Raw genomic sequence first — 24,777 nt, forward strand, 5'->3', positions numbered from 1 at the left:
CCGCCGGACAACAGGCTGAAACTTTTTTCATGACTGTTGTCAAAAAATAATTAAATCAGGAAGCAGCCGTTACAATGAGCATTTGCAGGTGGGTCATTACCTTTCTTTTTCTGGCCATTACCACCGTCATTCATGGCGCTGAGATTGCCTTGGAAAATATCCACCGGCCTGACAGGCTGATGAAGGATGACGCCTTGTCAGCGCTGGCAAGAAAAAAGCATTTTTTTTCATCAGAGAATGAATACCATGATGCAGAAAAAATGGTTATGGCTCTTGCCGGTGAGTTTTCTCCTGATACTGTTCTTGGCTATATCATGTCACCGGAGGCAGGCCTTTCCTCATTAAGAGCATACTTCAAAATTCTAGCTGTCAATGAGCAATATGTGCTGAAAGGCATCAGAGGCATTCTGGCACACAGTTTGACCGCTTCTCAGGCAGATCAAAAACTGCCCCGGGTACTCGCGAGTTTATTTGGGACCTGGACACCGTTTCTGCAGCAAATCTGGAATACCCGTACCACCGATTCCGGCTGGACGCTAGCGGATCTTTATCGAAAAAAACCTGCACTCGCCAATGACGTTTATCAGCACTGCCTGCAACTGGATCAGCAAAACAAAGACCTGGCCTGCAGGTTTGCCGTGCTCGCACAACAGAATGAAGTCAGCTATCGAACCCGGGCAATGAAAAGCCGTACAAAAGCAGACTGGAAAAATTACGCCCAGACACACACCACCAGGAAGTGTACGCCTTTTTACTGGGTTGAAAAATTTCTTAGCCAGGAGGGAATGTCTTTTCCCATCAGTGAGCAGTCTGGCCGTCTCTCAATCAACTTCATCTGGGTCGGCTCCGATATGCCTTTGAAATACGCCAACAATCTTCGTTCATGGCAAATGGCTTATGCCCACGACGAGGTCATACTCTGGTACCTGCCAGGTCTTATCAGTAAAACTGAGCAACAGGCGATGTTATCACTTTCAGACTACGCTGGCATTGCCGTAAAAAACCTGCAGGATGCGGATTTGAGCTACCTGGAAGAGGCCGATCAATCAACTGTGTATCACTTTCTGTCAAGCATTAAGCCAACCTCCCCCAAAAAAGTTTTTGCCGCCGTCAGTGACACCATGCGTGTCGCGTTGGCTGGTAGACAAAGCTATGATGACAACGGTTTACCTAAAAGCTATGTTTACCTCGATCTTGATATCGACTTTGCGTCAACCTGTGGATTTTCAGCACCCGCTCAATGGCTTGACTCCATAGCATTTCACCTGTCCAAAAAAAATGAATGGTGTGATGATGTTTTCGCTATTCGGGACGGACAGTATGAGGCAATATACGACTTTATTGTGGATTGCATAAAACAACCGGGCAGTGTACTGACAGCAGGAAGCGGAGGAAGCCTGTTCGAGGCACTGGTTGCTGATGGCAACAAAGAAAAAAGATCATTCCCGTTTTTATGGAATGGCAATTTTAACGACCTTTCATATATTGAAGACAGCAAAAGGCAGGATTTATCGGAGACCTGGAGTGACTACTATTGGAACAGATTAAAAAGTAGCAACTGAATTGACCGCAGCACTCAATGCCTGTAAGTGCAGGAAAATCAAAAGGTTGGTATTTGCTGTTTCGCCACTATTGTACAGGTGTAAAATTCACGTTCAGACTATTCCCTTCAACCAATGTTTCAATGTGCTGTATACTTCCTATACTATTTTCATTCTCGTTCCACTCCCCCGCAAACACCGTATCCCTGCCTTCACTATTAATATAAATAACAATCAGGCGATACCCCTGACAATTATACAAAACAGGATCCGGAGCTATCGGAGAACCGTTATAAATAACACCCTGACTCTGTAATGTCAGGTTTATTTTATTATTATCAATCTCAACTTCAATTAAATCACTAAACTGCATGCCTTCATAAACCCCACCAGGGATTAAACATTCATCCGCCTCTGTCAAATCAGCTTCATAAGGTATGTCTAACTTTTTCAAAAGCAACTGCTTTTTTTCATCTCCCCAACCAAAACGAATACTGAAGTTAGACAAGCTGGGTAATGTTGAAAATATTGAATTTGTTTTATTTTCAAAATAACCTTTCAGTAGGCCACTGTATGAGTATTGATCACTACTCTCATTACCCAGCCAACTCAGTACCACTAGATTACCCTTACAGACAGACTGTAATTGTGAAAATTCAACCCTTCCAATTTCAGGGGGAGCGACAAACCTTCCGAGAATTGGTACATAGTAAAAAGAAACCGTCTCTTTCTGGAGAAAGCCAGCCAGCGACATTTGCTTTTCCGCATCAACCGTCAGTATCAACCTGCCTTTCAAATCCAGTCGCTGGTATTTACTGTACATCTGATAATTAAATAGTAAGTCTGTATCTACAAGCTTAAGTCCATCCGGGTTGGAAATATAGATACCCGGTTCAACATTACAGGTGGATTCAGTTTGAATACTAATGCCCAGGATCAAGGCGATTAACTCTATCAACCATTTTAGAAACATACCAACTCCTTTAGTCTGTTGTCTTTTATATCGCAACAACCAAAAAGTCAGTCGATGAAGATACTATCATTCAGGTAACAAATAGCGCTCCGGACTCAATGAAGCTTCTTAGGGTAGACATTAAGCAATACGCATTGCACCACAAGGGCTTCAGAGTGGCCGGCAGTCATACGATGCAATTATAGGTTCACACCATGTACCCGTGCAGCCCGCAGAACCTGTCTTGGTACTTCTGAACGGCTGGCCCAAAGTACTGCTTCAGAACCAGTGAATAAAGGCAAGTCCTTAATGTCTATCCTAAGAATGAAGCTTAATAGTTCTCTAGGGAAAAAGCCCCAAAAGGGGCTTCAGAGTTTAATTAAAGTGCCTGACGAGCCCTGTCAGTCCAGTGTAATGACATCAAACTCAACAACCGGATTCACATCCGCTTCATAATCAATACCTTCCAGACCAAAACCAAACAGGCTCAGGAACTCTTCCTTATACTGGCGATAGTCGGTGAGTTCAGACAGGTTCTCGTTGGTCAGCTGTGACCACAGGTCTTTGCAGTGCTGCTGAATATCGTCGCGCAGCTCCCAGTCATCCAGGCGCAGGCGGTTTTCATCATCCGTCGGGACTGTGCCGTCGGTGCGATACAAGCGGTCAGACATCATGCGCCATACCTGCTCGATACAGCCTTCATGCACGCCTTCCTCACGCATCTTCTTGAATACCATGGCAATGTACAGGGGCATTACCGGAATCGCAGATGACGCCTGAGTGACCACACTTTTCAGAACCGCAACGTTAGCGCCACCATTAATGGCTGCCAGTTTATCGTTCAGAGCACTTGCCGCACGATCCAGGTCCATCTTTGCCTGACCCAGCGCACCGTGCCAGTAGATAGGCCAGGTAATCTCAGTACCGATGTAGCTGTATGCCAGGGTTCGGCAACCTTCAGCCAGAACACCCGCTTCTGCCAGGGCGTTTATCCACAGCTCCCAGTCTTCTCCTCCCATGACGGTGACTGTGTCTTTAACTTCCTGATCACTGGCAGGCTCAACACTGGCTTCAAACAGTGCGTCCTTGTTGGTATCAACTGCGGTGGCCGTGTAAGTCTGCCCCATGGGTTTCAGGACCGAACGGATCACTTCACCGCTGTCAGGTAACTTACGCACCGGGGAGGCCAGCGAATACACAACCGTATCGATCTGTCCCAGATCGTCTTTGATCAGGTCAATGACCTTCTGTTTAGCCGCATGGGAGAACGCATCGCCATTAATGCTTTTAGCGTACAGGCCCGCTTTGTGAGCGGCCTTTTCAAAAGCAGCAGAATTGTACCAGCCCGCTGTACCCGGCTTACGTTCAGTACCCGGCTTTTCAAAGAACACGCCAATGGTGGCTGCGTCACTGCCAAAAGCAGCAGAAATACGGGAAGCCAGACCGTAACCGCTGGAAGAACCAACCACCAGCACACGTTTTGGACCGCCTTCAAGGGCTGGCTGGGATTTAACGAACTCAATCTGATCTTGTACGTTTTTCTCACAACCGGCTGGATGGGTGGTTGTGCAGATAAAGCCACGAATCTTTGGTTTGATAATCATACGTTTTCCCTGGTAGACAGTCCGACCTTAATCGTGGCCGGCGCTCCATAAACGGAACGAGTTAACTGGAATCAGAATCAGTGCAGGAAAGAGTACCTTAAAGACCGGGCCTCAGAAAGTCTGAGAGCGTGAAGCAGGGTAACGCCCTGTAAAATTGAGTGACCGCTGTTTGTTTCAATTCAGCTGACCATTAATAAACTGGTTTTTTCATTATTTTGTGCCACCTTGAAATATGTTTCCGGATCATTCCCGTCGCAGACTTGAAATGTCACAACCTCTGAACGTACTGAAGCAGCCCAGATCCTTTTATCTGATTTTTTTCCTTGAGCTATGGGAGCGTTTTGGTTTCTATGGGCTTCAGGCCATTCTGGCCTTTTACCTGGTTCGTCAACTGGGCGTTCCGGAGTCCGAATCATTTATTATCTTTGGGGCGTTCAATGCTCTGACGACGGGGCTGGTTGTTGTTGGAGGCTTTCTGGGAGACAAGGTTCTTGGTACCCGGCGAACCATTGTTCTCGGGGCTCTGGTGCTAACGGCAGGCTATTCGATCATGACAATCGCTGGTAATAGCATTGAGATGGTCTACCTGGCTCTCGGTACGGTGGCTGCCGGTAACGGTCTGTTCAAGGCGAACCCTTCCAGTCTTCTGGCCAAGTGCTACAAAGAAGGCGACAACCGTCTGGAAAGTGCTTTCACCATGTATTACATGGCCATCAACATTGGCTCCTTTATTTCGTTGCTGGCGGTTCCCTATATAGCAGACCGTTTTGACTGGGGAACCGGCTTTATGGTCAGCGTCATTGGTATGCTGCTCGCTCTGACCAATTTTTTCATGCTTCGTCACTGGGTCGCAGATTACGGCTCCGCACCAGACTTCAGTCCGGTATCTTTCCGAAGACTGATCCTGGTTTGTGCTGGCGTACTGGTGACCTGCTTTATCAATGCTTCCATTCTGAAACATATGATGATTGCTAACATTTTGCTGGCAGTGATGGGGGGCGGCGTTGTGCTGATTTTCTTCAGGGAAATTCTGGCTTCTTCCGGCACTGAGCGTGGCAAGATGCTTGTTGCCCTTGTACTGATGCTGGAAGCCAGCATTTTCTGGGTAATGTACTACCAGATGCCGACCTCCCTGAACTTCTTCACCATTAATAATGTTGAAAACGTGATCTTCGGTTTTGTGATCAACCCTCTCTCTTTCCAGTCCCTGAATCCATTCTGGATCATGGTGGCGAGCCCGGTGCTTGCTTACCTCTACAACCACAACAGTGCCGCCGGCAAAACCATCAGTATGCCGGTCAAGTTTGCTGCCGGTATGGCATTGACCTCTGTCAGTTTTTTGCTGATCCCTCTGTCAGCCCGGTTTGCCAGTGATCTGGGGCTGGTCGCTCCGGCCTGGGTCGTGGGTTGTTACCTGGCCCAGGCTCTGGGTGAACTACTGATCAGCGGCCTTGGCCTTGCCATGGTCGCGCAGCTGGTTCCTGAGACTATGCATGGTTTCATAATGGGGGCTTGGTTTCTGGCGGCTTCGGCAGGCTCCGTCGTCGCTGGTTATGTAGCAGGTTTCACGGCTGTAGAAACGGATAGCGGCGCGACTGCACTGGACACCTTGCCCGTCTACAGCGCATTCTTCGAAACGACAGGAATTATTGTAGCGGCTATTGCCCTGATCATGTTTGTGACAGCACCCATGCTGAACAAACTGATGACCTCTGAAAATTAGGCTCAGGCTGACTCGCTACTAAAGCGCTCAACCTGAGGAGTATAAACCTGCAACCAGGTTCGGGTAGATGCAATGAGAAAGTCATTTAAAGAAAAGATCAGGCCTGAAATCATAATATCTATGCTTTCAGGCTGGTCCAAACTATTAGTCATCGTCGTCTGTTTATTGTCACTGGCATCCGAAATTCAGGCTAAAAAAGTACATTATATTCGGTACGAAAAAATAATTTCTTCGGAAAAAAAAATTAACCTGTATATTCAATTGACCAGACTCGATGATGGTACAATCACTGTTCAAAATATTGGTGAACATCTCAGAGAGGTCATCGAATCAGCCGCAAAACATGACCTCTGTTTATATGATGGGGATTCAAGCGGTCTGCTCACTCTGACTCCAGCCCTCTCCAATGTCGGTGCCGCAGACCAGAAAGTGGTTGATTCTGCCCCTATAGATACGTTGATTTCTCATCTTGAAAGGATTGGTATTACCCATGCCAACCCAATGATAGCATCTCGATTAAGGCTCATTTCAGAAGGCACTCACGAAGTCAGTTCAGGCTCGAATAATCCTGAGCGGGGGACACCTGTTGAGGAGTTGATTGATGTGGTCAGATGCCTGCGACGTATGATTACCGGAACGAACCTCAGTTTGGTATTCAATAACATTGCTGCGTTAGAGCTCAGAGTGGTCGTTCCTGAAATGGTAGTGAGAAGTGACATGCCGCCTCTTTTTACTGTGCTCAGGGTAAGACGGAGCAGTGAAAATAACTCGCTGGTATTCAGGTTGCGTCAAGCACATCGGCCTTCTCAGCCATTCGATTTGGTAATAAACGACAATGGTAGCTCAAACGTCCATATTCAGGGGAGTAGTAGCAGCCAGTTTCAAATGATCAGGTTTTCACAGCGGCCACAATTGTGCTTACTCTCCGATGCTTGCGAAGTGCAGGATGGAGAAACGTATTACCTGAAGAAAATACAGCCAAAAGCAAAAAACTTATTAGCGAGCTTTCATCAACTAATCACGCTTTTAGGTTTAACTGTATGGTCTGAATTAGATGAATATATTAATAATGATCATTACGACCTGAGAATCTGGTTTGAGCAATTCAGAAGATATCAACCAGGAATATTGAGTTATCTGAACGAACTGTTGCAGCAATACGATTCTCAGTCATGGGAACAGGATGCCATTAACGAAGTAATAGATGGATTTCAGGAATTGCCTATGAGGGACTATAGACCTAATCTTGATTCCACAGGGCACGATGGCAATCAGGGCTCAGAGATTTTCAATAACAATGAATCGGCTGACTCCGGTGTTAGCCGTCCATCGGCAAACAGTGCACCAGGAGCAAGCCGTGCTCAGCTTCATGCAAATCTTCTAAACCAGGCCCGGCGGGTCACTTCTGTTGCAGATGTCTTATCCTCTAACCTCGAATCCGATTTATTAGGGCTGTTATCTGAGTTCGCAGGAGCTACAGGAATTAATCAGCAAAGGCAAGCAGCAACGGGTTCAACTGAAGGTCTTTATCCTGCCAATACGCATAGGACAGTCCGTAGCAACCATGAGCACTCTTCTACCTCATGCCCCCACTACGAGCGCTCTTGCTCCGTCAGGTTTGCCTGCTGTGACCAATGGTGGCCTTGCCATCGCTGCCATAATTCTAAAAGTAATTGCGGGGAACGCACATTAAAAAGCTTCGATGCACAACAAATCAAATGCAATCTCTGCGGGGAGGAGCAAGCGCTCGGACAATATTGTCAGAAATGCAGCCTACGGTTTGGAGACTACTTCTGTTCAACATGCAAACACCTCACTGGATATGAGGACAATCCTTATCACTGTGATAAATGCGGCATATGTCGTCGTCATGGAGACAGAGCTTATCACTGTGATACATGCGGAATTTGTCTGGATAGGAGTCTACAAGGCAATCATAAATGCAGAGAGGGTACAGCCCATGAGGAATGTTGCATATGTCTGGAAGATTCCTTTACAGGTTGTAAGATTTTACGATGCGGCCATAGAGTTCATAAAGAATGCTTGTCTCGATGGGTTGGAGCTAGCACAAATGGATGCCCAATCTGTCGGCAGCCTTTAAACAATAGACGTTAACTCATGTTAAGCACCCAGAAAAACCTGCCTGATTTTAAAGCATGAACAAAGAGCTGTTTGAGTTGTATGGCCATTAGGAAAGCGGCACTCAATAACCTACCGATTCCTCCGTCATTCCCGCCTTCGCGGGGATGACGGAGGAATATTTTTCACTACGACTTAATTTAGGGGCGCAGCATTCAATAACTTACCGGGCTGTTGGCTTTTGGCTATTAGCTGCTCATACAGCCAACCGCCAACCGCCAACAGCCAACAGCCAACAGCCAACAGCCAACAGCCAACAGCGGTATATTATGTTCTGCTGCTTCCCTTAATTTAACGGTTTACTTTGCATGACACTGGGCAGGAATTGACATGCCTTCACCGGATGCACCACTGATAATCCACTGGTTCAGCTCCTGCAGGTCGGTCGGGCTCAGGGTGCCAGCTATCTGCTTCAGCTTCATGGTGTTAACGATGTAGTCGTAACGGGCATTCAGGTAATCACGTTCTGCAACAAACAGTTTCCTCTGGGCATCCAGCACATCGGTAATGTTACGGGTACCCACTTCATAGCCACTCTGTACCGCGTTCAGCGCACTTTCAGAGGACACAATACCCTGACAGCGGGCATCCACACGATCCACATCGGAGTTCACAGTACGGAACAGGTTACGGGTGCCAGAACTGGTTTCACGCAGGCTCTTGTCAAAATTCTTCTGAACCGACTCCATCTGGTAAGTGGCTTCACGAACACGGGAAGAGGTTGCACCACCACCAAACAGTTCCATGTTGAACTGGAGGCCTACTACTGTGGAATCACCTTTACCCGTTGTTAGTCCACCATGCTCTCCAGGGCGGTCTTTAGTAAGATGATCAGAGTTATAATTGTAACGGGCAAATGCATCAAGGGTTGGAGCGTGTCCGGACTTCTGAACCTTGATGTTGGTGTGCGAGGCTTCCAGCCCCTCACGAGCGGCCTGAAGGTTCAGGTTCCCGGACACCGCACTGTTTACCCAGTCGTCAGCACTGGCTGGCACCGGGTGGTTAACCGGCATCGTTTTTTGCAATGAACCGATTTGAGTGATGTCATGATTGGTGATGGTGCGCAGCGCTTCATAGCTGACACGCACCTGGTTCTCGCCCAGAATACGGGCGACACGTGCCGAATCATAACCAGCCTGGGCTTCCAGAACATCGGTTTCAGCAATCAGCCCCACATTGTAACGCTCTCGTGCCTGATCCAGCTGTTGTTTAACGGCTTTTTCTTCCGCCTTGGCAGAAATCAGACTGTCCTCAGCCCGCAATACATTGAAGTAAGCTTCGGAAGTTCGCAGAATCAGGGACTGTTCTTCAGCAGAGAAACGAAGCTCGGCCTGGGCGCTGATACTTTTCGACTGATCATAACCGTACCAGTTTGCCATACGGAACAACGGCTGATTCAGGGTCGCGCCCCAGCCATGGCCGTTGCCATTGTTTTTCATGTCTTTACCACCACTGACCTTAGAGTTGCTTTTGGTGTACTGGGTGTTAGCCGACAGCGTCAGACTAGGCAGCAGAGTGGCACGACTCTGGTTTTTCTTTTCCTGCACGGCCTGCATATCGTAGTGAGCAGCAGCCAGCTGAGCATCGTTCTTTTGTGCCAGATTATAAACATCCAGCAGGTTATATTCGGTTTCTGCGGCCTGAACATTCAAAATGGCGCCAGCCAGGGCCGCCAGCAGAAAACCATTAGGGGAAAGTTTGAACATTATCTCCAAATCCTTGAATTAATATAAGGCCGAAAGCTGACATATAATGGATGGTGCAGGCCAGATGCTCAAGTTAAATCTTGGCTTTTTACAGATTTTTACCTCGCTTTGCCCGCATACCTTGCAAGGCATTGGTTAAAACCGCACTCAAGGGTTTTCAACGGATATTGGAAGAGCCTCGCACTTGTCTTACCTCTGAACTTATACCAATTCCCACTCATCGTCATTGAAGCATTCTACAACGTCTCTCGCACTACCCATCCTTCCTACGTATCCACGATTCATATAAAAAAAAAGAAACGACGTTTCCCGTCTACCTGACTCGAAAGGAGAGCGAGCAATGCCGACGATCTTGTTGCCGGGAATAGGGTGCGTGTATTTCACCGTATAACATTCTCTAAGAATTTCGTACGAAGCCAGGTAATTAAATCCGGGAGACCCAGCCTGTGGGATTCCTATGAAATCCCGGGCATCAATTAAATAAGCTTCATTCTTATTAGGAGAATGGTTCCAGCAAGCTGCGGCAAAGCAAAGGAAAGTTTCAAGACCCCTTCCGCTCCAATAGGGTTCGCCTCTGGACGCATCCGCCAGAGTCACAAATGCCGGAAGGGGGAGCGGGTGAAAACCACATTGAAAAATATCAGCGGCAATACCCATTTCGGATCGAAATACGAAACCGGAAAAAATTTCCTCAACACCAAAACTTTTTTTTGTCTCGCAGGTGGCCTCCTTGAAGCCGGAGTCGCGTAACAGAGTTGTGTTCTGAAAAAACCTGCTTTTGGTTAAGTTATATCGGTTTTCCGCATCATAAACAGACATAGCTTGTTTGAATTTTTTAAACATGGCTCTCACTCAGTTCAATGTTTGTCAGTACTTGAATAACCAGACATTTAATAAGGACCTGGTTTATCGCTGGAGATGGACAGAGTCAGACAGGGATCAGCGCAGAGTCCAAAATGCTTCGTGTGTGAGTATAGTGCCAGTGTATGGACTGTGCTTAAGGATTATAAGTCAGTGCGTGCCTTTACCGTTTCATCTATTTCTTCAACTTTACTCTCAAGAGTTCCTTGAATGAAATCCCTGTAGAGCCGCAACGGAATAAAATAGTTCTTGTTTTTATCCATCCCATACTTATTTATCGTTTCCCCCAAGCCTACAACTCTACCTTTCTCGTCCATTAGTACTGCACCAGAATGGTAATCACTACTCAGCACCCTTCCAGAGCCATCAGTCCGTCCAGTGCATATTGACCAGTCCCCAAATTCTGGGTATCGAAAGCAACGTTCGCGCCTCTGGAGAGTTGTTAGCCTGAATTCAGGATAGAGCTCCGAAGTCGTTTGATTTCTATTTAGATAGTGAACTCTCCACAGGAGTTTCAATGTTTGTTTCAAACTCAAGTGAGTGAAACTCATAATTGTGTGCTCATACGACAAGTCAGGAAATGGAGGGGCAAAATCTGACGCCAGTCTGAGCAAAACCGGATAGACCTGTGATTTAAGGAATTCTGCCGGGTAAAAAGGTTCCCAGATATAGCTTATATCTACTTCTTTGAAAGGCTGCGAAGCCAATCCGGATAGCCGGAGTTTTATCTTTTGTTGGCGGTTTTCAGGAATACACTCACTGGTGCTGAGTGCCCAGTTAGGACTAACGACAAGTGCGTGGCAATGCTTCCCACCGTTGCTACCAGATGGCGTTTCAACAAGTGTCAGCCAGTTACCCACTTTCTTTTCATCAAACTTCTCATTGGAAAAGGCAGGTTTAAAAACTAACACCCCCCCAACTACCAATAGTAGGAAGTAGCTCAAGAGCCCTTTTGCCCGCCTGTTTTCTAACATGGCAATGCATCCTGGCGTCTGACGCAAAGGCAAGAATATAGACTATATTTTTCGCTCTTTTTTGAAGGTGACTCAAAAAGTGAGCAAGAAGCTCTGGACTTGCCCCCCCTGCGTGGCAGGGTTTCTGTGTCATATTGAAAGCGGACTGGGAGCCAGTGGTTTGCTCTGCCGACCGTACAGGTCAGAGTACATAGAGGTCATGTTTATATCCTACAGTGCTGGGAAGTGCTAACGTTTTTCCATACACAGATCAAAACATAAATCCTCTAACTCCCGACAATCAAGCAATGACTGCTTAACGCTTGCTGGCCAATTAAAAAACTGGATGAAGACACTTGGATCGCTGACTGTACTCTTAGCTACTTCAACTTGAAAGGACTCTCCACTCTTTTCCATTAAATCTTCAATCCCTTTTTGAAGAACTTCAGGATTTTTTTCATAACCTAAATGCATATCAGCTGACAAACAACCCTCAACAGTGGTGCAAAACATTTCCCCTCCCCGTCGAATAAACTCCGCAAGCACAGAACCCAGAAAACCTTTGGGATATCCTGAAACCAGTAAACAGTCACTGCAATCATCTGGCAAGCATTTTTCAATATCTTTTGGAAACGTAGCCTTTTCAACAGGAAGAAAACTTCCCCCATCACCACAAGGTTTCTTGTCATAACATTTAACCTCCATTACATTCATCAGCTCAAAACATTTCTCAAGAAACGCTGAACCTGATCCAATACCAATAATCTTTTTTGGGAAAGAGTTCTGGTAAGAGCTTTCACATAAAGAAAGCATAACGTTTGAAAAAGTACGAGGATTCATAGGATTATTACCCACACCTGGAACATCGCCATTAGAATATACAGTGTCCGATATAAAAGAACGTAAAAAGCTCATTGCATTAATTTCTTGCTGTTTCAAATCATCATACTTATATGAAGAAAACATGACTCTTAAAAAGCCAAGAGTGTGAAAATGGGCACAACGCTCAAGCGATATAAGTACATCATTTATACGATCCTTAGCAAAAGAACCCAGAGCTCTCATTGAATTTACTGCTGACCATTCCAAATCATCACAACGAGATACGGGATACGAATCCAACATTTTAGCCGGAGCACCACCAGGCTTTGGACTGCAAAGACCAGGTGTTTTATGGGTATCGTCATTCGACTTTTGAGAAACTCCCGGTGGAACCAGGCCTGTTGACTGGGGGCCAGCACCAGCGGCAATAGATAAAGTAGAAGGTGCGATCATCCAGTGTACCTTTATGGTTATTGTTTTAGCCATTGGCTTTGACAGTAACAACCGGGAAAGATTCCGCAGCTCCAGTACAAATTGATTGAAAAGGGCTACCAATTCATAGAGTCAAACTCCGGATTCGACTATTCTTGGCATTATGAACCGATCCATGAACAAACCTGCTTATAAGGTTAACCTGATACGACAACACTGCATTTGTGAAAGCAATTATCACAAACTGCTGAAACTGCTGCCTGACCTGGATCAGCAGGATGACTACCTATTGCTGGTCAGTCATTCTGCACACCAGGGACAAATGCACTTCCATGTTCAGAACCGCGCCCGATATACGACAACACTTCGCATCACTTTCAAAGCAGACTGGAGCCAGTGGCTTACTCTGCCGTCCATGCAGGTTCAGCTTTATCATGATGCCGCCATGGCCGAAGTGATCAGCGTACAGAAAATTCGGTATTTTGAACCGGTCTACACCTACCCCAATGACAAAATGCTGTTGCCTGATGAGAAAGAACAGCTGAACTGCTTTCTGTCAGACTGGTTAAACTTCTGTTTCAGTGGTGGCCATGTTCATTACGGAATCGTTTGATCCGTGGCCTCCTCCTTCACGCTCACTGACCTGCAAACCTGATACACTGTAAACTCTTAGAACCTGTCCTTCCTGAGCGAAAGAATGAGCAAAATCCGAGTAGTCCAGATTTCTGATTGTCATGTGTTTGGCAATACTGAAGGTCGTTTGATGGGCGTCGATACCCGTGCGAGCTTGCGTAGTGTTCTGGACGATATTACACAGCGCCTGAACAACATTGACCTGATCGTGGTCACTGGCGACCTGAGCCAGGATGACAGTAAAGCGTCCTATCAATGGCTGCAACAACAGCTGGCTCCCCTGGAAATGCCCTGTTACTGGCTGGCGGGTAATCACGACATCACGGCCCTGATGCAGGAAGTCTGCCCGGCCGCCATGCAAAAATCCGTTATAAAGAGAAACTGGCAGCTGTTGCTTCTGGATTCTCACCAGGAAGGTAAGATTCCCGGTTTTTTGTCCGATTCGGAGCTGGGCTATATGGAACAACAGTTGAGGGGGTATCCGGATCATCACACCCTGATTGCTTTTCATCATCCGGCTTACACCATTAACAGCCCATGGCTGGACACTATAAACCTTCAGAACAGTGAGGCTTTCTGGGAACGCCTTAACCAGCACCCAAATGTTAAAGTGGTGATTAACGGCCACATTCATCAGGTGCAGGAGTGGCAACAGGGATCTATTCAGGTACTTTCAGCGCCTTCTACCGCTGTACAGTTCAAGCCAGAATCCTCTGATTTCAGCCTCGACAGCCAACCGCCGGGTTACCGGGTCATCGATCTGCTGCCTGATGGCACCCTGACGACTCAGGTTATCCGGCTGCCTGAATACGCCCAATTTCCAGACCTTACCTCATCAGGCTATTGAAGCCGCTTTTTTATATAAGCTTTTTTTATTAACAGTGCCCGCTGCTTTCCTAGATTTATAAATAGGAGCAGTGGAATTGCCTGCCAGTCAAAGTCATTCAATCCCGCTGCGTAGTTCCTGAAGTAGTAGAGAAAGGAGTCTTTATGTCCAGGGTCAGGTCAATGCAGTACGATGATCAGGATCAAACCTATTGGGATGGCGGTCAGGAAGTCCGCAAGTCTCAGTCCGCTAAAGATCGTTGTAAGAAAAGAAAGTCAAAATCCATCCGCCGGGGTATCAACGAATACTGGGAAAAGCAGCAACTGCGTCAAAACACGGTCGGCAGCAATGAAGATTTTGATGAATTTGGTGATTCCGATGGGTTTAATGACGAAAACCTGCATTAATCGGATCAAATCACTGTCTATGAAAGCCGCCTGACCGGGCGGCTTTTTACTGCTCATAAAGCCATCAACCAACAGCCGTATATTTTAAGCTTCCGCGTCCCTCAGCCATAGCTGTCACGGTTGAAAAACCGGATCAGGGCATTTGCCACTAAATCCGGCTTTTCAGCATGCAACCAGTGTCCGGTTCCGTGGATACTGCGCAGACTGGCACCGGGAAAGAGTTTAAGTACCTCACTGCGATGTTCTGGCAGAATATAGTCGGATTCACTGCCTTTCAAAAACAGTATCTCCCCGGGGAAAGGTTTGCTGGCCTGCTGCCCCGACAGGATGGCTTCATAAGACTGTTCAATGGTCTCCAGGTTCATTCTCCAGCCAAATGCCCCATCCGCCTTTCTGAACAGGTTCTTTAACAGAAACTGCCGTATCGCCGCCTCTGAAATGTAGTTTGCCAGTACAACATCAGCATCGCTGCGCTTTTCCAGCGTATTGAGATTAATCGCTTTCAACCCGGCAAACACATCATCGTGTCGACGCACGGTATAAGTCACAGGGGCAATATCCAGCACTGCGACACTGATAATCCGGTCGGGGTAGCGCAACGCTGTTTCCATAACAATCTTTCCGCCCATGGAGTGCCCAAGCAGATGTGCCTGCTCAATCCCCTGTTCATCCAGATACTCAACCAGGTCTGCGGCCATATCTGAGTAGTGCATTGTTGGTTGAGTGTCTGCCTGATGGGGCGAGTGACCATGATTGCGAACATCTACGCCATGTACACAGTAAGACTCTGCCAGCCTGCGGTTAATAGCACCCAGATTCTCCTGAGAGCCAAATAAACCATGGACGCTGAGCAGATTAACCCCTTGCCCCTGCGTTCTTGAATAGAGCTTCATACTGGAAAGTTCCTATACAACTTAAACCATTAAATCGTTTTTATACTTAAACAGGCTTTGAGCCATCCATTAACCCAGCAACATTATTCCGCTACAGCTTCTCTAGAATCGACTAGGCTGGATTAGCCCAACTGATATCGAGAACGAAATAATGAAATTCTACCCTGAATTATATTACTGCCCATGGACTCTGCGAATACCCTATTTAAAAACGACAGTGATCTACTGGATAAAACCATTATTTTTTATACTCCTATGCCTGACCAGCGCCTCTGGTTTACTGTTTGCACAAACCTGCCCCTGCCCCGATTGCGGCAAAAAAATGAGCGAGTTGCCCGATGTTAGAATGGTACGATGCGTAAACCCGAATTGCTCTAATTTCGACAAGCTAACTTCAATAGAGGACCTTGCTGGTCTAAGTGGAGCTTTGAAGGGTCTCCAGCTAGTCGGAACCGGGGGCAGCAATCCAGACCAGCAACCCGTTAGCGTACAGCGGCTACCAGAACCAGAACCAGAACCAGAAGGAGCCTGCGGAGGAGGGGAAGATCAGCAAATAGACGTTATAACAGGCATAATTTCAAGTCTTACAGAGACACAACAGATAGCCATTTTACAACAGATGTCCAATAGCTACACCAGAGATGAGCTGCAAAAGGTGACTATTCAATATCTGGCTCAGGAAACAGGAATGAGCCCGGAGGATTTTGAGCAGCAACTCTTGGCTACAAGTTCGCTATTTAACATTATGTCGCAAGAGTGTTATGAACTCTGGCGACTCCCCAACACGGCAGAAACATACTGTTTAACATCCCGGAAAAGCAAGGTTCAACAATTTATTCAAGAGTTAACTCGTTGTCAAACAACCGAAGTGGATATGTCCACCTTCTCGCGGACCGTGAAATCAAGTAAATTGGACTTTAATATACAGGAGCTTGTTCGCTTATCCGATTCAAATGACTTATCGCCTGTTATAGAGTATATAAAAAGATCAGGAGAAGCCTGGTTCGGGTTTAACTATAACAGTGTAGCGATAATCTTAACACTTTTTCCCCTCAGACTTACTTCAGGTTCTACTGCCTTTAATATTCAAATGTCTTTTTATGGCAACACACAACTGACAGTGGTTGTGCCCTTTGATAAGATAAAAGAAATGCTGTCTCGCATTATGGCTCATCCTGAATACACTGATTTTTATGCCGTTTTATTTAAAGACAAAAAAACAGACCCGGGACCAGATTCAAAAAATCCGGAGTCAGCCAGCCATTAGTTAGCCAACACACGGCAGCTCCCACTTAACCCATTGGGAGCAACACTACTTTATACTGGAGAGTTCCTATATAGCTTTCTGTTTTCTTCGCAATTCTACTTATCTTTCAGGTTTACTCACTACTTTTTGATTCAGATCAAAATATATACAGTCAGCAATTCATTACCCTCCACCGGTTACTCATTCCAATAAGGGGCTAAAACCCGAATGACTTCTAAAGAATTCAAACTTGAAGCCTATCTCGAAGAACTGAAGCCACTGGTTAACATTGACTGTGGTACCTGCACCCCTGCTGGCGTTGCCAAAGTCGCTGATATAATGACTGAAAAGTATGAAAGCATTGGCTGGCACGTCACTCGTAAAGACTTCGGTGAGCAGGTAGGTCCGGGCGTTCTGGCTACCAACAAGCCAGAAGCAGAGCAATTTGACATCATGCTGATTGGTCACATGGATACCGTTTTCCCTGAAGGCACCGTGGCTGAATGGTCCCTGACCCATGACGACGAAAAAGCCTATGGTCCTGGCTGCGCCGATATGAAATCCGGCCTGTTGAACATATTCCTGACAGCCAGCTCTCTGCCTGCCGACGTACTGGATCGCCTCAACATTGCTGTGGTCATGAACCCGGATGAAGAAACCGGCTCTATCGCCTCCGGCGACTGGATCAAAAGTATCGCTAAAAAGAGCCAGTGCGTTCTGGTCGCTGAAGCAGCCCGTGCCGACGGTTCCCTGGTTAAAGCCCGTAAGGGTATGGCCCGCTACGCTATTGAGTTCAATGGTAAGGCAGCACACGCTGGTAATGAGCCTGAAAAAGGTGTTTCTGCCATCACAGAACTGGCGCACTGGATCAGCACCCTGAACAAGGAAACGAACTTTGAAACCGGCACCACATTGAACTTTGGTACGGTTGAAGGGGGAACGGGCAGTAACGTGGTGCCTGACTTTGCCGCTACCGCCCTGGACATTCGTTTCTGGGACAACGACGACTACACCGCCCTGGAACAGAAGATTGCCGACATGGTGGCTAACCCGTCACTGGAAGGCATCAGCATCAATCTCAACCGTACCGCTCATAAGCCAGCGTTCACACCCAACGAAGACTCAGAGAAGCTGATGGCTCTGATCGAAGAAACCGGCAAGAGCATTGATCTGCCTGTCACCTGGCAGGCAGTGGGTGGTGGTTCTGATGCTAACCTGACCGGCTCTCTGGGCGTGCCTACTGTTGACGGTCTGGGGCCTATTGGTGGTGCGATGCACAGCCGCAATGAATTCATGGTACTGGATTCTATTGGCAAGCGCCTGGAACTGCTGCGCGCTGTGATCATCAATATTGCGGAAAAAGCCTGAAGCGCAGGTCGATAGTCAAAACAGACTGCCAGTGAGGTGGGCATTATGCCCATCTCATTTCAGGTTCTTTTTTTCTTTTACGGCTTTTTTCGGTTTAACAGCAGTTTCAGGTTTAACGCTGGAAACATAAAGCTGCCAGTCCACGGAGTATCCGGCTTCTGCCCAGAAGAAATTGGTCGTATGCCTGAGTTTATTTTTCAGTGCTACGCTGAGCTCGCTTCGATCTGAAACAAGTTCCTGTATACCTTTTAGCGCCTTACGATCATGATCATTCAGGGGGTGACCATCACTGAGGCGGTTCCACTGATTTGCACAGAGTCGCCAGACTGTATCAGAAAGCTCATTTTCGTCATGAAAATCCGCTAAGTCTGTTGCCTTCAGGATGTCTTCGGTAACACCTGCGGCTATCGCCGTATTTTTTATTACCTGCATTTTTGGCTTGATGCAGGTTTTCCAGTCACCTTCCATATTGTCCACAACCCAGAAATACTCGGTGGTATGCAGAAGTTTCAAACGGTATTCCAGATCCAGTCCCTCATTATTGATGTCATCAATCAGTTCTTTTAAGATCTTTTTATTTTTGTTATCCAGCTCTCTGTTTCCGTCAGAACCGATATAATTCCAGAGCTTACCGTACCGGTTCCATTTTTCTTCAGGCATACTTTTATGAAAAGACTTTCTTGTGTCGGCATCGATTACATCGATTGATACCCCGGCTTGTTCAGAATAATTTTTAGTTTGTCGCATTCTTTTAAGAATACTTCCTGTCGATTCTACATCAACGTCACATAGTTTACGCTTTTCACCCTGCTCAATGACGTAGCCTTTTTTACCAAAAATAGTAACGGGTAATATGGATTCGATGGCATATCTTACCTCCTCAGAATCATCAGCATTCACAACAAGATTTTTCCCGAAGTTTATTTTTTTCTTATTCCCGTGCAGGTAATCAAAGCATAGCTCCTCACCACTTTTTATATTTTTTAAAGCAATGACACTCACTTTCACTTTGTCTTTTTCTGACCAGAGGGCTGCTGAACCCTCAAAATTAACATTCAACTTTACATTGGGTTTTTTAGAGTGATTTAAATACTTCAGGTTTGCAGTACCATCAACACCGAACTCCATCGGCGTGCCTTTAAGGTCAATGCCTGTCCATACGACAAACGTATCATTGTTCCGATATTGAATCTTTTCAGCAATATTATCCCGTTCAAGACCTTCTTCAATAATTTCAGCAACATAAAAATGCTCAGGATGCTGTTTACAGGGATATGAAAGTACTGTCTTCCCTGTATATTCACCCACCTTCTCACCAGCGACAAAGTCTTTACCCGCAAATGCCCCCTTACCGTCGATCTTTGAGCTTCCCGCGGATACAAAGGGGGCTGTGGGGACGGGTGAGTTTTCCGTACTTTCGGGCAGGTCTTTACCGGGCTGTGAATCGACAGGCAGAAGTTTAGTCGCGATTCGTGTTGTTCCGGTCAGCAGGCTCTTAATTTCCCTGCATTCATCAATATGCTTTTGCTTTTCAGCAAGCTGTGAGTTTTTTTCGACAGGAATAGTAAAAGGCAGAGCGACTGTTTGATGTTGACAGGGCTCTAAATGTTCTTTTGAACTATTAGCAGCCACAGGCGAACCAGCCAGCAGGAAACGAACTTCTCTACCAAAAACAACGCGACTTTTGTTATGCCCGGTATACTGATTCTGCTTGTGAGTATTACCCCCACTAACGGAACCCAATGAGCATCCTGAACCAAAAATTTGCATGACTAACCTTTTTTCCTTAAGAACGAATAAAAAGATGGACAATAAAATGGCCAGCAAATTCATTCATTATCAGGAGAATAACCGAATGGTCAGTGTGACTAACAACAAAGCAGTCAGTTGAATCGAGGGACACCGGGCCTGACAGATCGTTAAGCCCGGTGTTCAGTGGTTATAACGAAGCTACTTTATACTGAAACTGCTGCCTTAATATGCGGATGCGCCTGATAATCCACCAGTTCAATATCATCAATGGTGAATTCAAAGAGGTCTTTGATCAGCGGGTTCAGCTTCATGGTGGGTAAGGGCAGAGGCTCTCTGGACAACTGCTCCTCAACCTGCTCCAGGTGGTTAGAGTAAATGTGCGCGTCGCCAAAAGTATGCACAAACTCACCCAGTTCCAGCCCGCATACCCGGGCAATCATCATAGTCAGCAACGCATAGGACGCAATGTTAAATGGCACGCCCAGGAAAATATCAGCGCTGCGCTGATAAAGCTGACAGGACAATTTGCCATCCAGCACATAGAACTGGAACAGACAGTGACAGGGCGGCAGTGCCTGCTTGCCCATGGCAGCGTTTTCCTTTGGTGAATGTTTTACATCCGGCAGAACCGTTGGGTTCCAGGCGCTGATCACCAGACGACGGGAGTCCGGGTTCTTTTTAATTTCATCCAGCAACCACTGAATCTGGTCCACGACTTCGCCGTTAGGACCTTCCCAGCTGCGCCACTGTTTGCCGTATACAGGGCCCAGATCGCCGGTTTCCGTTGCCCATTCATCCCAGATGCGAACGCCATTTTCTTTCAGGTAACTAATGTTAGTGTCACCTTTCAAAAACCACAGTAACTCATGAATGATGGAGCGCAGGTGGCATTTCTTGGTGGTGATCAGTGGAAAACCATCCGCCAGGTTAAAACGCATCTGGTAACCGAACACACTGTAAGTGCCGGTGCCGGTACGATCCGATTTAAACGTGCCATGGTCTTTCACATGACGCAGAAGGTCCAGATACTGTTTCATTTTTTCAGTCCGTTTTTAGCCGCTGGGTGCTGTTTCAGCCAGGTCAGGTCGTCTTGGTTCTGACCATTCACCAGAGGGTATTTTGAATAACCAATAACCATAAATGCTACACCCAGAATGATCATCGGGGTAGATAGCAACTGCCCCATAGTTAGCCACTCAAACGCAATAAAACCGAGCTGTTCATCAGGCTGACGCACAAATTCAACCAGAAAACGTCCAAGACCATAGATAATCAGGAACAGACCCGACACGGCCATTCTGGGGCGGGGTTTGGATGAGAACCACCAGAGTACAGAGAACAGCACAACGCCTTCGATGAAGAACTGGTACAGCTGGGATGGGTGCCTTGGCAGTTGGGACGGGTCGTTAGGAAATATCATGGCCCATGGTGCATCGCTCACACGTCCCCAGAGCTCACCGCCTATAAAGTTGCCGATGCGTCCGGCACCAAGACCTAAAGGCACCGTGGGAGCGATAAAATCAGTCATCTGAAAAAAGCTTTTGCCATGCTTTTTGCCAAACAGATACGCGGCCAGCAGCACACCCAGCAGACCACCGTGAAATGACATACCGCCTTCCCACACCCGGAACAGCCAGAGCGGGTCTCTCAGGAAGTGGTCGAAATTGTAAAACACCACATAACCAAAGCGTCCACCAAGAATTACTCCCATGGCGCTATAGAACACCAGGTCACCGATCTGCTCTTCACTCCACAAACCATTGGACTTTCTGGCGCGATAAATGCCCAGCCACCAGGCTCCGGCAAAACCGACAAGGTACATAAGTCCATACCAGCGAATGCTTAAAGGACCAAGACTGAACAGGATAGGGTCTATATCTGGGTAAGGGATCACGGGTGATTCCAGTTCTCTGATGAATGGTAAAAAACGAAAGCTTATAGGATAAGAAACTCTACCCCTACCAGCAAAAGAAAAACAGCAAAGAGTTTTTGCAGCCTCTCTGCCGACAGGTGGTGCGCCAGTCTTGCGCCATAACGGGCAAACAGCATACTGGTCAGCACAATGCCCAGAAAAGCAGGCCAGTAAACATAACCTGTCGTCATGGCCGGAAGCTGATCGTTCCCCTGCCCCATCAACATATTGGCCAGAGCGCCCATCAGGGCAATAGGTAAACCACAGGCCGCCGAGGTGCCGACTGCCTCGGGCATTTGCAGGTTGCTTTTGCGCAGAAAGGGCACAGACAAGGTGCCACCACCAATCCCGAAGATAGTGGAAGCCCAGCCTATAAAAATGCCGGCGCTAAAAAACGTGGGGCGTGATGGAATATGACTGCCCTCTCTGACTTTGAAGCCTATCCACATTTTGATGGCCATAAGGATGGCGAAAATGCCTATCGTCTTCCGCAATACCTCACCAGTCATCTGGATGGCGGTATAAACCCCAAACCAGGCACCCAGCAGAATGCCTATCGTCATCAGAAGAAAAATAGGCCAGCACACAGAGCCTTTAGCATGGTGCGCACGAATTGAGCTGAGGGATGTTACAGCAATGGTAGCCAGAGAAGTGCCCACTGCTAAATGAGTCAGAATGTCTGATGGAAGCCCCTGGATTTCAAAGCTGAAAACCAGGGCGGGTACGATAATGAGCCCACCGCCAATACCAAACAGGCCTGCCAGCGTGCCTGCCAGCGCCCCCAAAATTAAATAAGACAAAAATACCATGCCACCATCCTGACTGGCTTACCCACAACTGGAGCCTGTACTAAAGTACTTGAAACTTGAAGTCATTCATCCAGACAACCCGTACAACAGTGAACTTGAGATAAGCCAGAAAGTAAAAAAATTTAGTTTAACCCGTCTATTATCGGCTAGGAGCGTTTTTGTGATAATCGCTGTTTTGCAGAGAGATTATCACTTATACACGTTATTGTTTCACCGAATTATGATTTTTAATCAGGATACCTTAAACTCTCCAGCCCTAGTAATGCGCATTAATTAATCTAAACCTATGTTTACAAGCTGGAAGGAAGTCGCAGCAGAGAGAACCGTCAGTGCTCTGTCATACCTGCCCGATGTGTTCTGGAATGGGATAGGCCAAGCCGGGGCATGGTTGCTGGACCGCCAGAAGGGTCACATTGCCAGAGCTTCCATCAAGCTGGCTATGCCTGATATAGATCCTCAGCGCAGCCACCAGATAGCCAGGGAAGCCGCCCGACACAGCCTTAACTATGTACTTTCGCTTCCCCGTTTAAAGCACACCCGCTATCAGCTGCATAACCTGACGACCGTTCAGGAGGCCGTTGCCGAAGACCGGGGCGTTATTATCATATCGTTGCATACCGGACCACCCGATCTGGGCACCATGGCACTGACTCAGGAAGGTATCCAGACTAAAACTGTCATTGGTGCGGGTAAGCAAAGCCCATGGCTGAACAGCCTGGGACGCTCGGCCCTGCAACGAGCAGGCATCCAGTTTATTCAGCGCGGTAATCCAATAGCCGTACTTCAGGCCATCAAACAGAAATACGCCGTCTTTTTATACAGCGACATGCGTGCCAAGGAAATGCCGGTGACTTTCTTTGGTCAGAAAACTTCGGCCCCTGCCAGTGGCATCTATACAGCGATGTTGAGCAAAAGCCCAATTCTGTTCCATTACTGTACCCTGGCAGATAATGGTGAATGGCAGCTTCATTTCGAGCGTTTTGACATTGAGCTAAAAGACAATCGCAACAACAGTGTTCAACACAACCTGCAGCGACTAATATACAAAATGGAAGCCGTGATCAGAGAGCATCCAGAGTTATGGATATGGCATTACGACCGGTTCAAACTGAAAAAAAAGATCAGAAAACACGAATAGTCTGCGCTTGATTGTGAAAACAGTAAGGGTTCGCTCCTGAACATCAGCTACTATTCGCTGTTGGCTGTTGGCTGTTGGCTGTTGAGCAGCTAATAGCCAGAAGCTAAAAGCCCGGTAAATGTCTGATTGCGCCTTTTTATTGCTCCTGAAGTGGAAGTAAAGATGTTAACCCTTGAGAGCGTAACCCACTACTCCAATATTCTTGAACTGACTAACCCTCATCATTTTCTCAATACTACGACGATACCAGGGGCCTGTTACACTCCTGCCGACTGGTGTTCCGATGCTCCGGGCTTTTCAGAAACCGTTGTGGTCAAGGTTAAGCCCTCCTATTTTTCCGGCTACGTTTTTCGTGGGGACGCCAGGCCACCCGACCTTATCTTCGAGGTTGGTTTCGGCTTACAGCCCACATCAAGTAGCGCGAGAAGACATAGACTCAGAACGATTGGCGCTGTAAAAGGGGGAATTACTGGCAAGCACGGTATATCAACAAGTGTTTGTGCCAGCGTTTGTGGCCATTATTCTTCCCGGGCTTCAAACCTCGATCCTTTTTCATCAGGTGCAGGTTTTGTCTACCTCATCGACGCAACAGAGTTTAAAGGTTTTGCCATACCATCCCCCCGCCCTAATGACCCGATAGCTGCACAAAACCCCATTTTAAAAGATATTTATGAGGTTAACTTTGCGTCTTATATTCCCGGATCTTACATCGTTGGTATAGTGTGGCCATCGGGCAGAATAACCAGTGGATTGAAACACTGCCAAAGACCCTGGCTCGACACCCCCTCCAGAATCTGGCTGGCTGTCAACCCGCATTTTACCAAGCCAATGCTTGTGACCGATACCATCATGGAAGGAATGGAAGCAGCCATGCAGGTGCAAAGCCATTTCAATGAGCGCCCAACAAGTTCCGCTGACACTAATAGATAGATACTCGACTCAGCAGATTGTTACGTTGAATACCTTCATGCCAGTACCTCATTAAAATGATGTACTAATATTTTTGTAAATTTACATCTTACTGCGGCTTTTTATTACTCCTGAAGTTGCTCCTGAAGTG

General features: G+C 47.0%; 21 protein-coding genes. 10 read left to right on the top strand and 11 right to left on the bottom strand.

The features are described 5' to 3' along the window. Positions 1-74 precede the first annotated feature (74 nt). Complete coding sequence (locus tag NX720_RS04925) at positions 75-1,562, top strand: hypothetical protein (RefSeq protein WP_262599784.1); 1,488 nt, start codon at positions 75-77, stop codon at positions 1,560-1,562. A gap of 67 nt (positions 1,563-1,629) precedes the next feature. On the opposite strand, the gene NX720_RS04930 is transcribed toward NX720_RS04925, so the two are convergent. Together NX720_RS04930 and fabV are read right to left on the bottom strand one after the other, a co-directional pair. Next, positions 1,630-2,514 (bottom strand): hypothetical protein, encoded by an 885-nt coding sequence (locus NX720_RS04930; RefSeq protein WP_262599785.1) that lies wholly within the window; start codon positions 2,512-2,514, stop codon positions 1,630-1,632. Between the two features lie 380 nt (positions 2,515-2,894). Continuing rightward, on the bottom strand, positions 2,895-4,097 hold the full coding sequence (gene fabV / locus NX720_RS04935) for an enoyl-ACP reductase FabV (RefSeq protein ID WP_262599787.1): 1,203 nt from the start codon (positions 4,095-4,097) through the stop codon (positions 2,895-2,897). A gap of 265 nt (positions 4,098-4,362) precedes the next feature. Between fabV and NX720_RS04940 the strand changes: the two genes are divergently transcribed. Further along, complete coding sequence (locus NX720_RS04940; protein WP_262599788.1) at positions 4,363-5,820, top strand: oligopeptide:H+ symporter; 1,458 nt, start codon at positions 4,363-4,365, stop codon at positions 5,818-5,820. Positions 5,821-5,892: 72 nt separating this feature from the next. Continuing rightward, a complete protein-coding gene (locus tag NX720_RS04945) occupies positions 5,893-7,935 on the top strand; it encodes an RING finger and CHY zinc finger domain-containing protein (RefSeq protein WP_262599790.1) in 2,043 nt (680 codons plus the stop codon). Between the two features lie 323 nt (positions 7,936-8,258). Here the strand turns inward: NX720_RS04945 and NX720_RS04950 are convergent, their stop codons facing one another. From NX720_RS04950 to NX720_RS04965, 4 genes are all read right to left on the bottom strand, one after another. Next, the gene (locus NX720_RS04950; protein WP_262599791.1) at positions 8,259-9,665 is read right to left on the bottom strand and encodes a TolC family outer membrane protein; all 1,407 of its coding nucleotides are present in this window, start codon (positions 9,663-9,665) and stop codon (positions 8,259-8,261) included. A 201-nt stretch (positions 9,666-9,866) separates the two neighbouring features. Next, positions 9,867-10,508, bottom strand: coding sequence for a hypothetical protein (locus tag NX720_RS04955; RefSeq protein WP_262599793.1), 642 nt, complete (start codon positions 10,506-10,508; stop codon positions 9,867-9,869). Positions 10,509-10,669: 161 nt separating this feature from the next. Then, on the bottom strand, positions 10,670-11,500 hold the full coding sequence (locus NX720_RS04960; protein WP_262599794.1) for a hypothetical protein: 831 nt from the start codon (positions 11,498-11,500) through the stop codon (positions 10,670-10,672). A gap of 228 nt (positions 11,501-11,728) precedes the next feature. After that, on the bottom strand, positions 11,729-12,754 hold the full coding sequence (locus NX720_RS04965; protein ID WP_262599795.1) for a hypothetical protein: 1,026 nt from the start codon (positions 12,752-12,754) through the stop codon (positions 11,729-11,731). 154 nt (positions 12,755-12,908) lie between these two features. On the opposite strand from NX720_RS04965, the gene NX720_RS04970 reads away from it, so the two are divergent. From NX720_RS04970 to NX720_RS04980, 3 genes are all read left to right on the top strand, one after another. After that, positions 12,909-13,346, top strand: a complete 438-nt coding sequence (locus NX720_RS04970) for a DUF1249 domain-containing protein (protein ID WP_262599797.1) — start codon at positions 12,909-12,911, stop codon at positions 13,344-13,346. 84 nt (positions 13,347-13,430) lie between these two features. Then, entirely contained in the window at positions 13,431-14,213 is a 783-nt protein-coding gene (gene cpdA / locus NX720_RS04975; protein WP_262599798.1) for a 3',5'-cyclic-AMP phosphodiesterase, read from the top strand. Positions 14,214-14,356: 143 nt separating this feature from the next. Beyond that, entirely contained in the window at positions 14,357-14,599 is a 243-nt protein-coding gene (locus NX720_RS04980) for a hypothetical protein (RefSeq protein WP_262599799.1), read from the top strand. A 101-nt stretch (positions 14,600-14,700) separates the two neighbouring features. On the opposite strand, the gene NX720_RS04985 is transcribed toward NX720_RS04980, so the two are convergent. Further along, positions 14,701-15,492: an alpha/beta fold hydrolase gene (locus NX720_RS04985; RefSeq protein WP_262599801.1), complete on the bottom strand. Its 792-nt coding sequence runs from the start codon at positions 15,490-15,492 to the stop codon at positions 14,701-14,703. Between the two features lie 151 nt (positions 15,493-15,643). Here NX720_RS04985 and NX720_RS04990 point away from each other — a divergent pair, with 151 nt between their 5' ends. Together NX720_RS04990 and NX720_RS04995 are read left to right on the top strand one after the other, a co-directional pair. Further along, a complete protein-coding gene (locus NX720_RS04990) occupies positions 15,644-16,759 on the top strand; it encodes a hypothetical protein (RefSeq protein WP_262599802.1) in 1,116 nt (371 codons plus the stop codon). A gap of 207 nt (positions 16,760-16,966) precedes the next feature. Next, a complete protein-coding gene (locus NX720_RS04995; RefSeq protein ID WP_262599803.1) occupies positions 16,967-18,106 on the top strand; it encodes a M20 family metallopeptidase in 1,140 nt (379 codons plus the stop codon). Between the two features lie 54 nt (positions 18,107-18,160). Here the strand turns inward: NX720_RS04995 and NX720_RS05000 are convergent, their stop codons facing one another. From NX720_RS05000 to NX720_RS05015, 4 genes are all read right to left on the bottom strand, one after another. Continuing rightward, positions 18,161-19,876 carry an SET domain-containing protein-lysine N-methyltransferase gene (locus NX720_RS05000; RefSeq protein ID WP_262599804.1) on the bottom strand — a complete coding sequence of 572 codons (1,716 nt, stop codon included), beginning with the start codon at positions 19,874-19,876 and terminating at the stop codon, positions 18,161-18,163. A gap of 185 nt (positions 19,877-20,061) precedes the next feature. Continuing rightward, a complete protein-coding gene (locus NX720_RS05005) occupies positions 20,062-20,895 on the bottom strand; it encodes a thymidylate synthase (RefSeq protein WP_262599805.1) in 834 nt (277 codons plus the stop codon). Further along, positions 20,892-21,752 carry a prolipoprotein diacylglyceryl transferase gene (lgt, locus tag NX720_RS05010; RefSeq protein WP_262599807.1) on the bottom strand — a complete coding sequence of 287 codons (861 nt, stop codon included), beginning with the start codon at positions 21,750-21,752 and terminating at the stop codon, positions 20,892-20,894. The genes NX720_RS05005 and lgt overlap by 4 nt, the downstream gene beginning before the upstream one ends. Positions 21,753-21,793: 41 nt before the next feature. Then, entirely contained in the window at positions 21,794-22,579 is a 786-nt protein-coding gene (locus NX720_RS05015; protein ID WP_262599808.1) for a sulfite exporter TauE/SafE family protein, read from the bottom strand. A gap of 286 nt (positions 22,580-22,865) precedes the next feature. On the opposite strand from NX720_RS05015, the gene NX720_RS05020 reads away from it, so the two are divergent. Together NX720_RS05020 and NX720_RS05025 are read left to right on the top strand one after the other, a co-directional pair. Continuing rightward, complete coding sequence (locus NX720_RS05020; protein ID WP_262599810.1) at positions 22,866-23,717, top strand: lysophospholipid acyltransferase family protein; 852 nt, start codon at positions 22,866-22,868, stop codon at positions 23,715-23,717. A 162-nt stretch (positions 23,718-23,879) separates the two neighbouring features. Beyond that, the gene (locus NX720_RS05025) at positions 23,880-24,647 is read left to right on the top strand and encodes a hypothetical protein (RefSeq protein ID WP_262599812.1); all 768 of its coding nucleotides are present in this window, start codon (positions 23,880-23,882) and stop codon (positions 24,645-24,647) included. The last annotated feature ends 130 nt before the right edge of the window (positions 24,648-24,777 follow it).

This window comes from Endozoicomonas euniceicola (genome assembly GCF_025562755.1).
In the GTDB taxonomy this organism is placed as follows: Bacteria; Pseudomonadota; Gammaproteobacteria; order Pseudomonadales; family Endozoicomonadaceae; genus Endozoicomonas_A; species Endozoicomonas_A euniceicola.

What these genes read in the sequence shown, in the direction of transcription:
- NX720_RS04925 (WP_262599784.1), top strand. Translation starts at nt 75, where the DNA reads ATGAGCATTTGCAGGTGGGTCATTACCTTTCTTTTTCTGGCCATTACC.
- NX720_RS04930 (WP_262599785.1), bottom strand. Translation starts at nt 2,514, where the DNA reads ATGTTTCTAAAATGGTTGATAGAGTTAATCGCCTTGATCCTGGGCATT.
- fabV (WP_262599787.1), bottom strand. Translation starts at nt 4,097, where the DNA reads ATGATTATCAAACCAAAGATTCGTGGCTTTATCTGCACAACCACCCAT.
- NX720_RS04940 (WP_262599788.1), top strand. Translation starts at nt 4,363, where the DNA reads ATGTCACAACCTCTGAACGTACTGAAGCAGCCCAGATCCTTTTATCTG.
- NX720_RS04945 (WP_262599790.1), top strand. Translation starts at nt 5,893, where the DNA reads ATGAGAAAGTCATTTAAAGAAAAGATCAGGCCTGAAATCATAATATCT.
- NX720_RS04950 (WP_262599791.1), bottom strand. Translation starts at nt 9,665, where the DNA reads ATGTTCAAACTTTCCCCTAATGGTTTTCTGCTGGCGGCCCTGGCTGGC.
- NX720_RS04955 (WP_262599793.1), bottom strand. Translation starts at nt 10,508, where the DNA reads ATGTTTAAAAAATTCAAACAAGCTATGTCTGTTTATGATGCGGAAAAC.
- NX720_RS04960 (WP_262599794.1), bottom strand. Translation starts at nt 11,500, where the DNA reads ATGTTAGAAAACAGGCGGGCAAAAGGGCTCTTGAGCTACTTCCTACTA.
- NX720_RS04965 (WP_262599795.1), bottom strand. Translation starts at nt 12,754, where the DNA reads ATGATCGCACCTTCTACTTTATCTATTGCCGCTGGTGCTGGCCCCCAG.
- NX720_RS04970 (WP_262599797.1), top strand. Translation starts at nt 12,909, where the DNA reads ATGAACAAACCTGCTTATAAGGTTAACCTGATACGACAACACTGCATT.
- cpdA (WP_262599798.1), top strand. Translation starts at nt 13,431, where the DNA reads ATGAGCAAAATCCGAGTAGTCCAGATTTCTGATTGTCATGTGTTTGGC.
- NX720_RS04980 (WP_262599799.1), top strand. Translation starts at nt 14,357, where the DNA reads ATGTCCAGGGTCAGGTCAATGCAGTACGATGATCAGGATCAAACCTAT.
- NX720_RS04985 (WP_262599801.1), bottom strand. Translation starts at nt 15,492, where the DNA reads ATGAAGCTCTATTCAAGAACGCAGGGGCAAGGGGTTAATCTGCTCAGC.
- NX720_RS04990 (WP_262599802.1), top strand. Translation starts at nt 15,644, where the DNA reads ATGAAATTCTACCCTGAATTATATTACTGCCCATGGACTCTGCGAATA.
- NX720_RS04995 (WP_262599803.1), top strand. Translation starts at nt 16,967, where the DNA reads ATGACTTCTAAAGAATTCAAACTTGAAGCCTATCTCGAAGAACTGAAG.
- NX720_RS05000 (WP_262599804.1), bottom strand. Translation starts at nt 19,876, where the DNA reads ATGCAAATTTTTGGTTCAGGATGCTCATTGGGTTCCGTTAGTGGGGGT.
- NX720_RS05005 (WP_262599805.1), bottom strand. Translation starts at nt 20,895, where the DNA reads ATGAAACAGTATCTGGACCTTCTGCGTCATGTGAAAGACCATGGCACG.
- NX720_RS05015 (WP_262599808.1), bottom strand. Translation starts at nt 22,579, where the DNA reads ATGGTATTTTTGTCTTATTTAATTTTGGGGGCGCTGGCAGGCACGCTG.
- NX720_RS05020 (WP_262599810.1), top strand. Translation starts at nt 22,866, where the DNA reads ATGTTTACAAGCTGGAAGGAAGTCGCAGCAGAGAGAACCGTCAGTGCT.
- NX720_RS05025 (WP_262599812.1), top strand. Translation starts at nt 23,880, where the DNA reads ATGTTAACCCTTGAGAGCGTAACCCACTACTCCAATATTCTTGAACTG.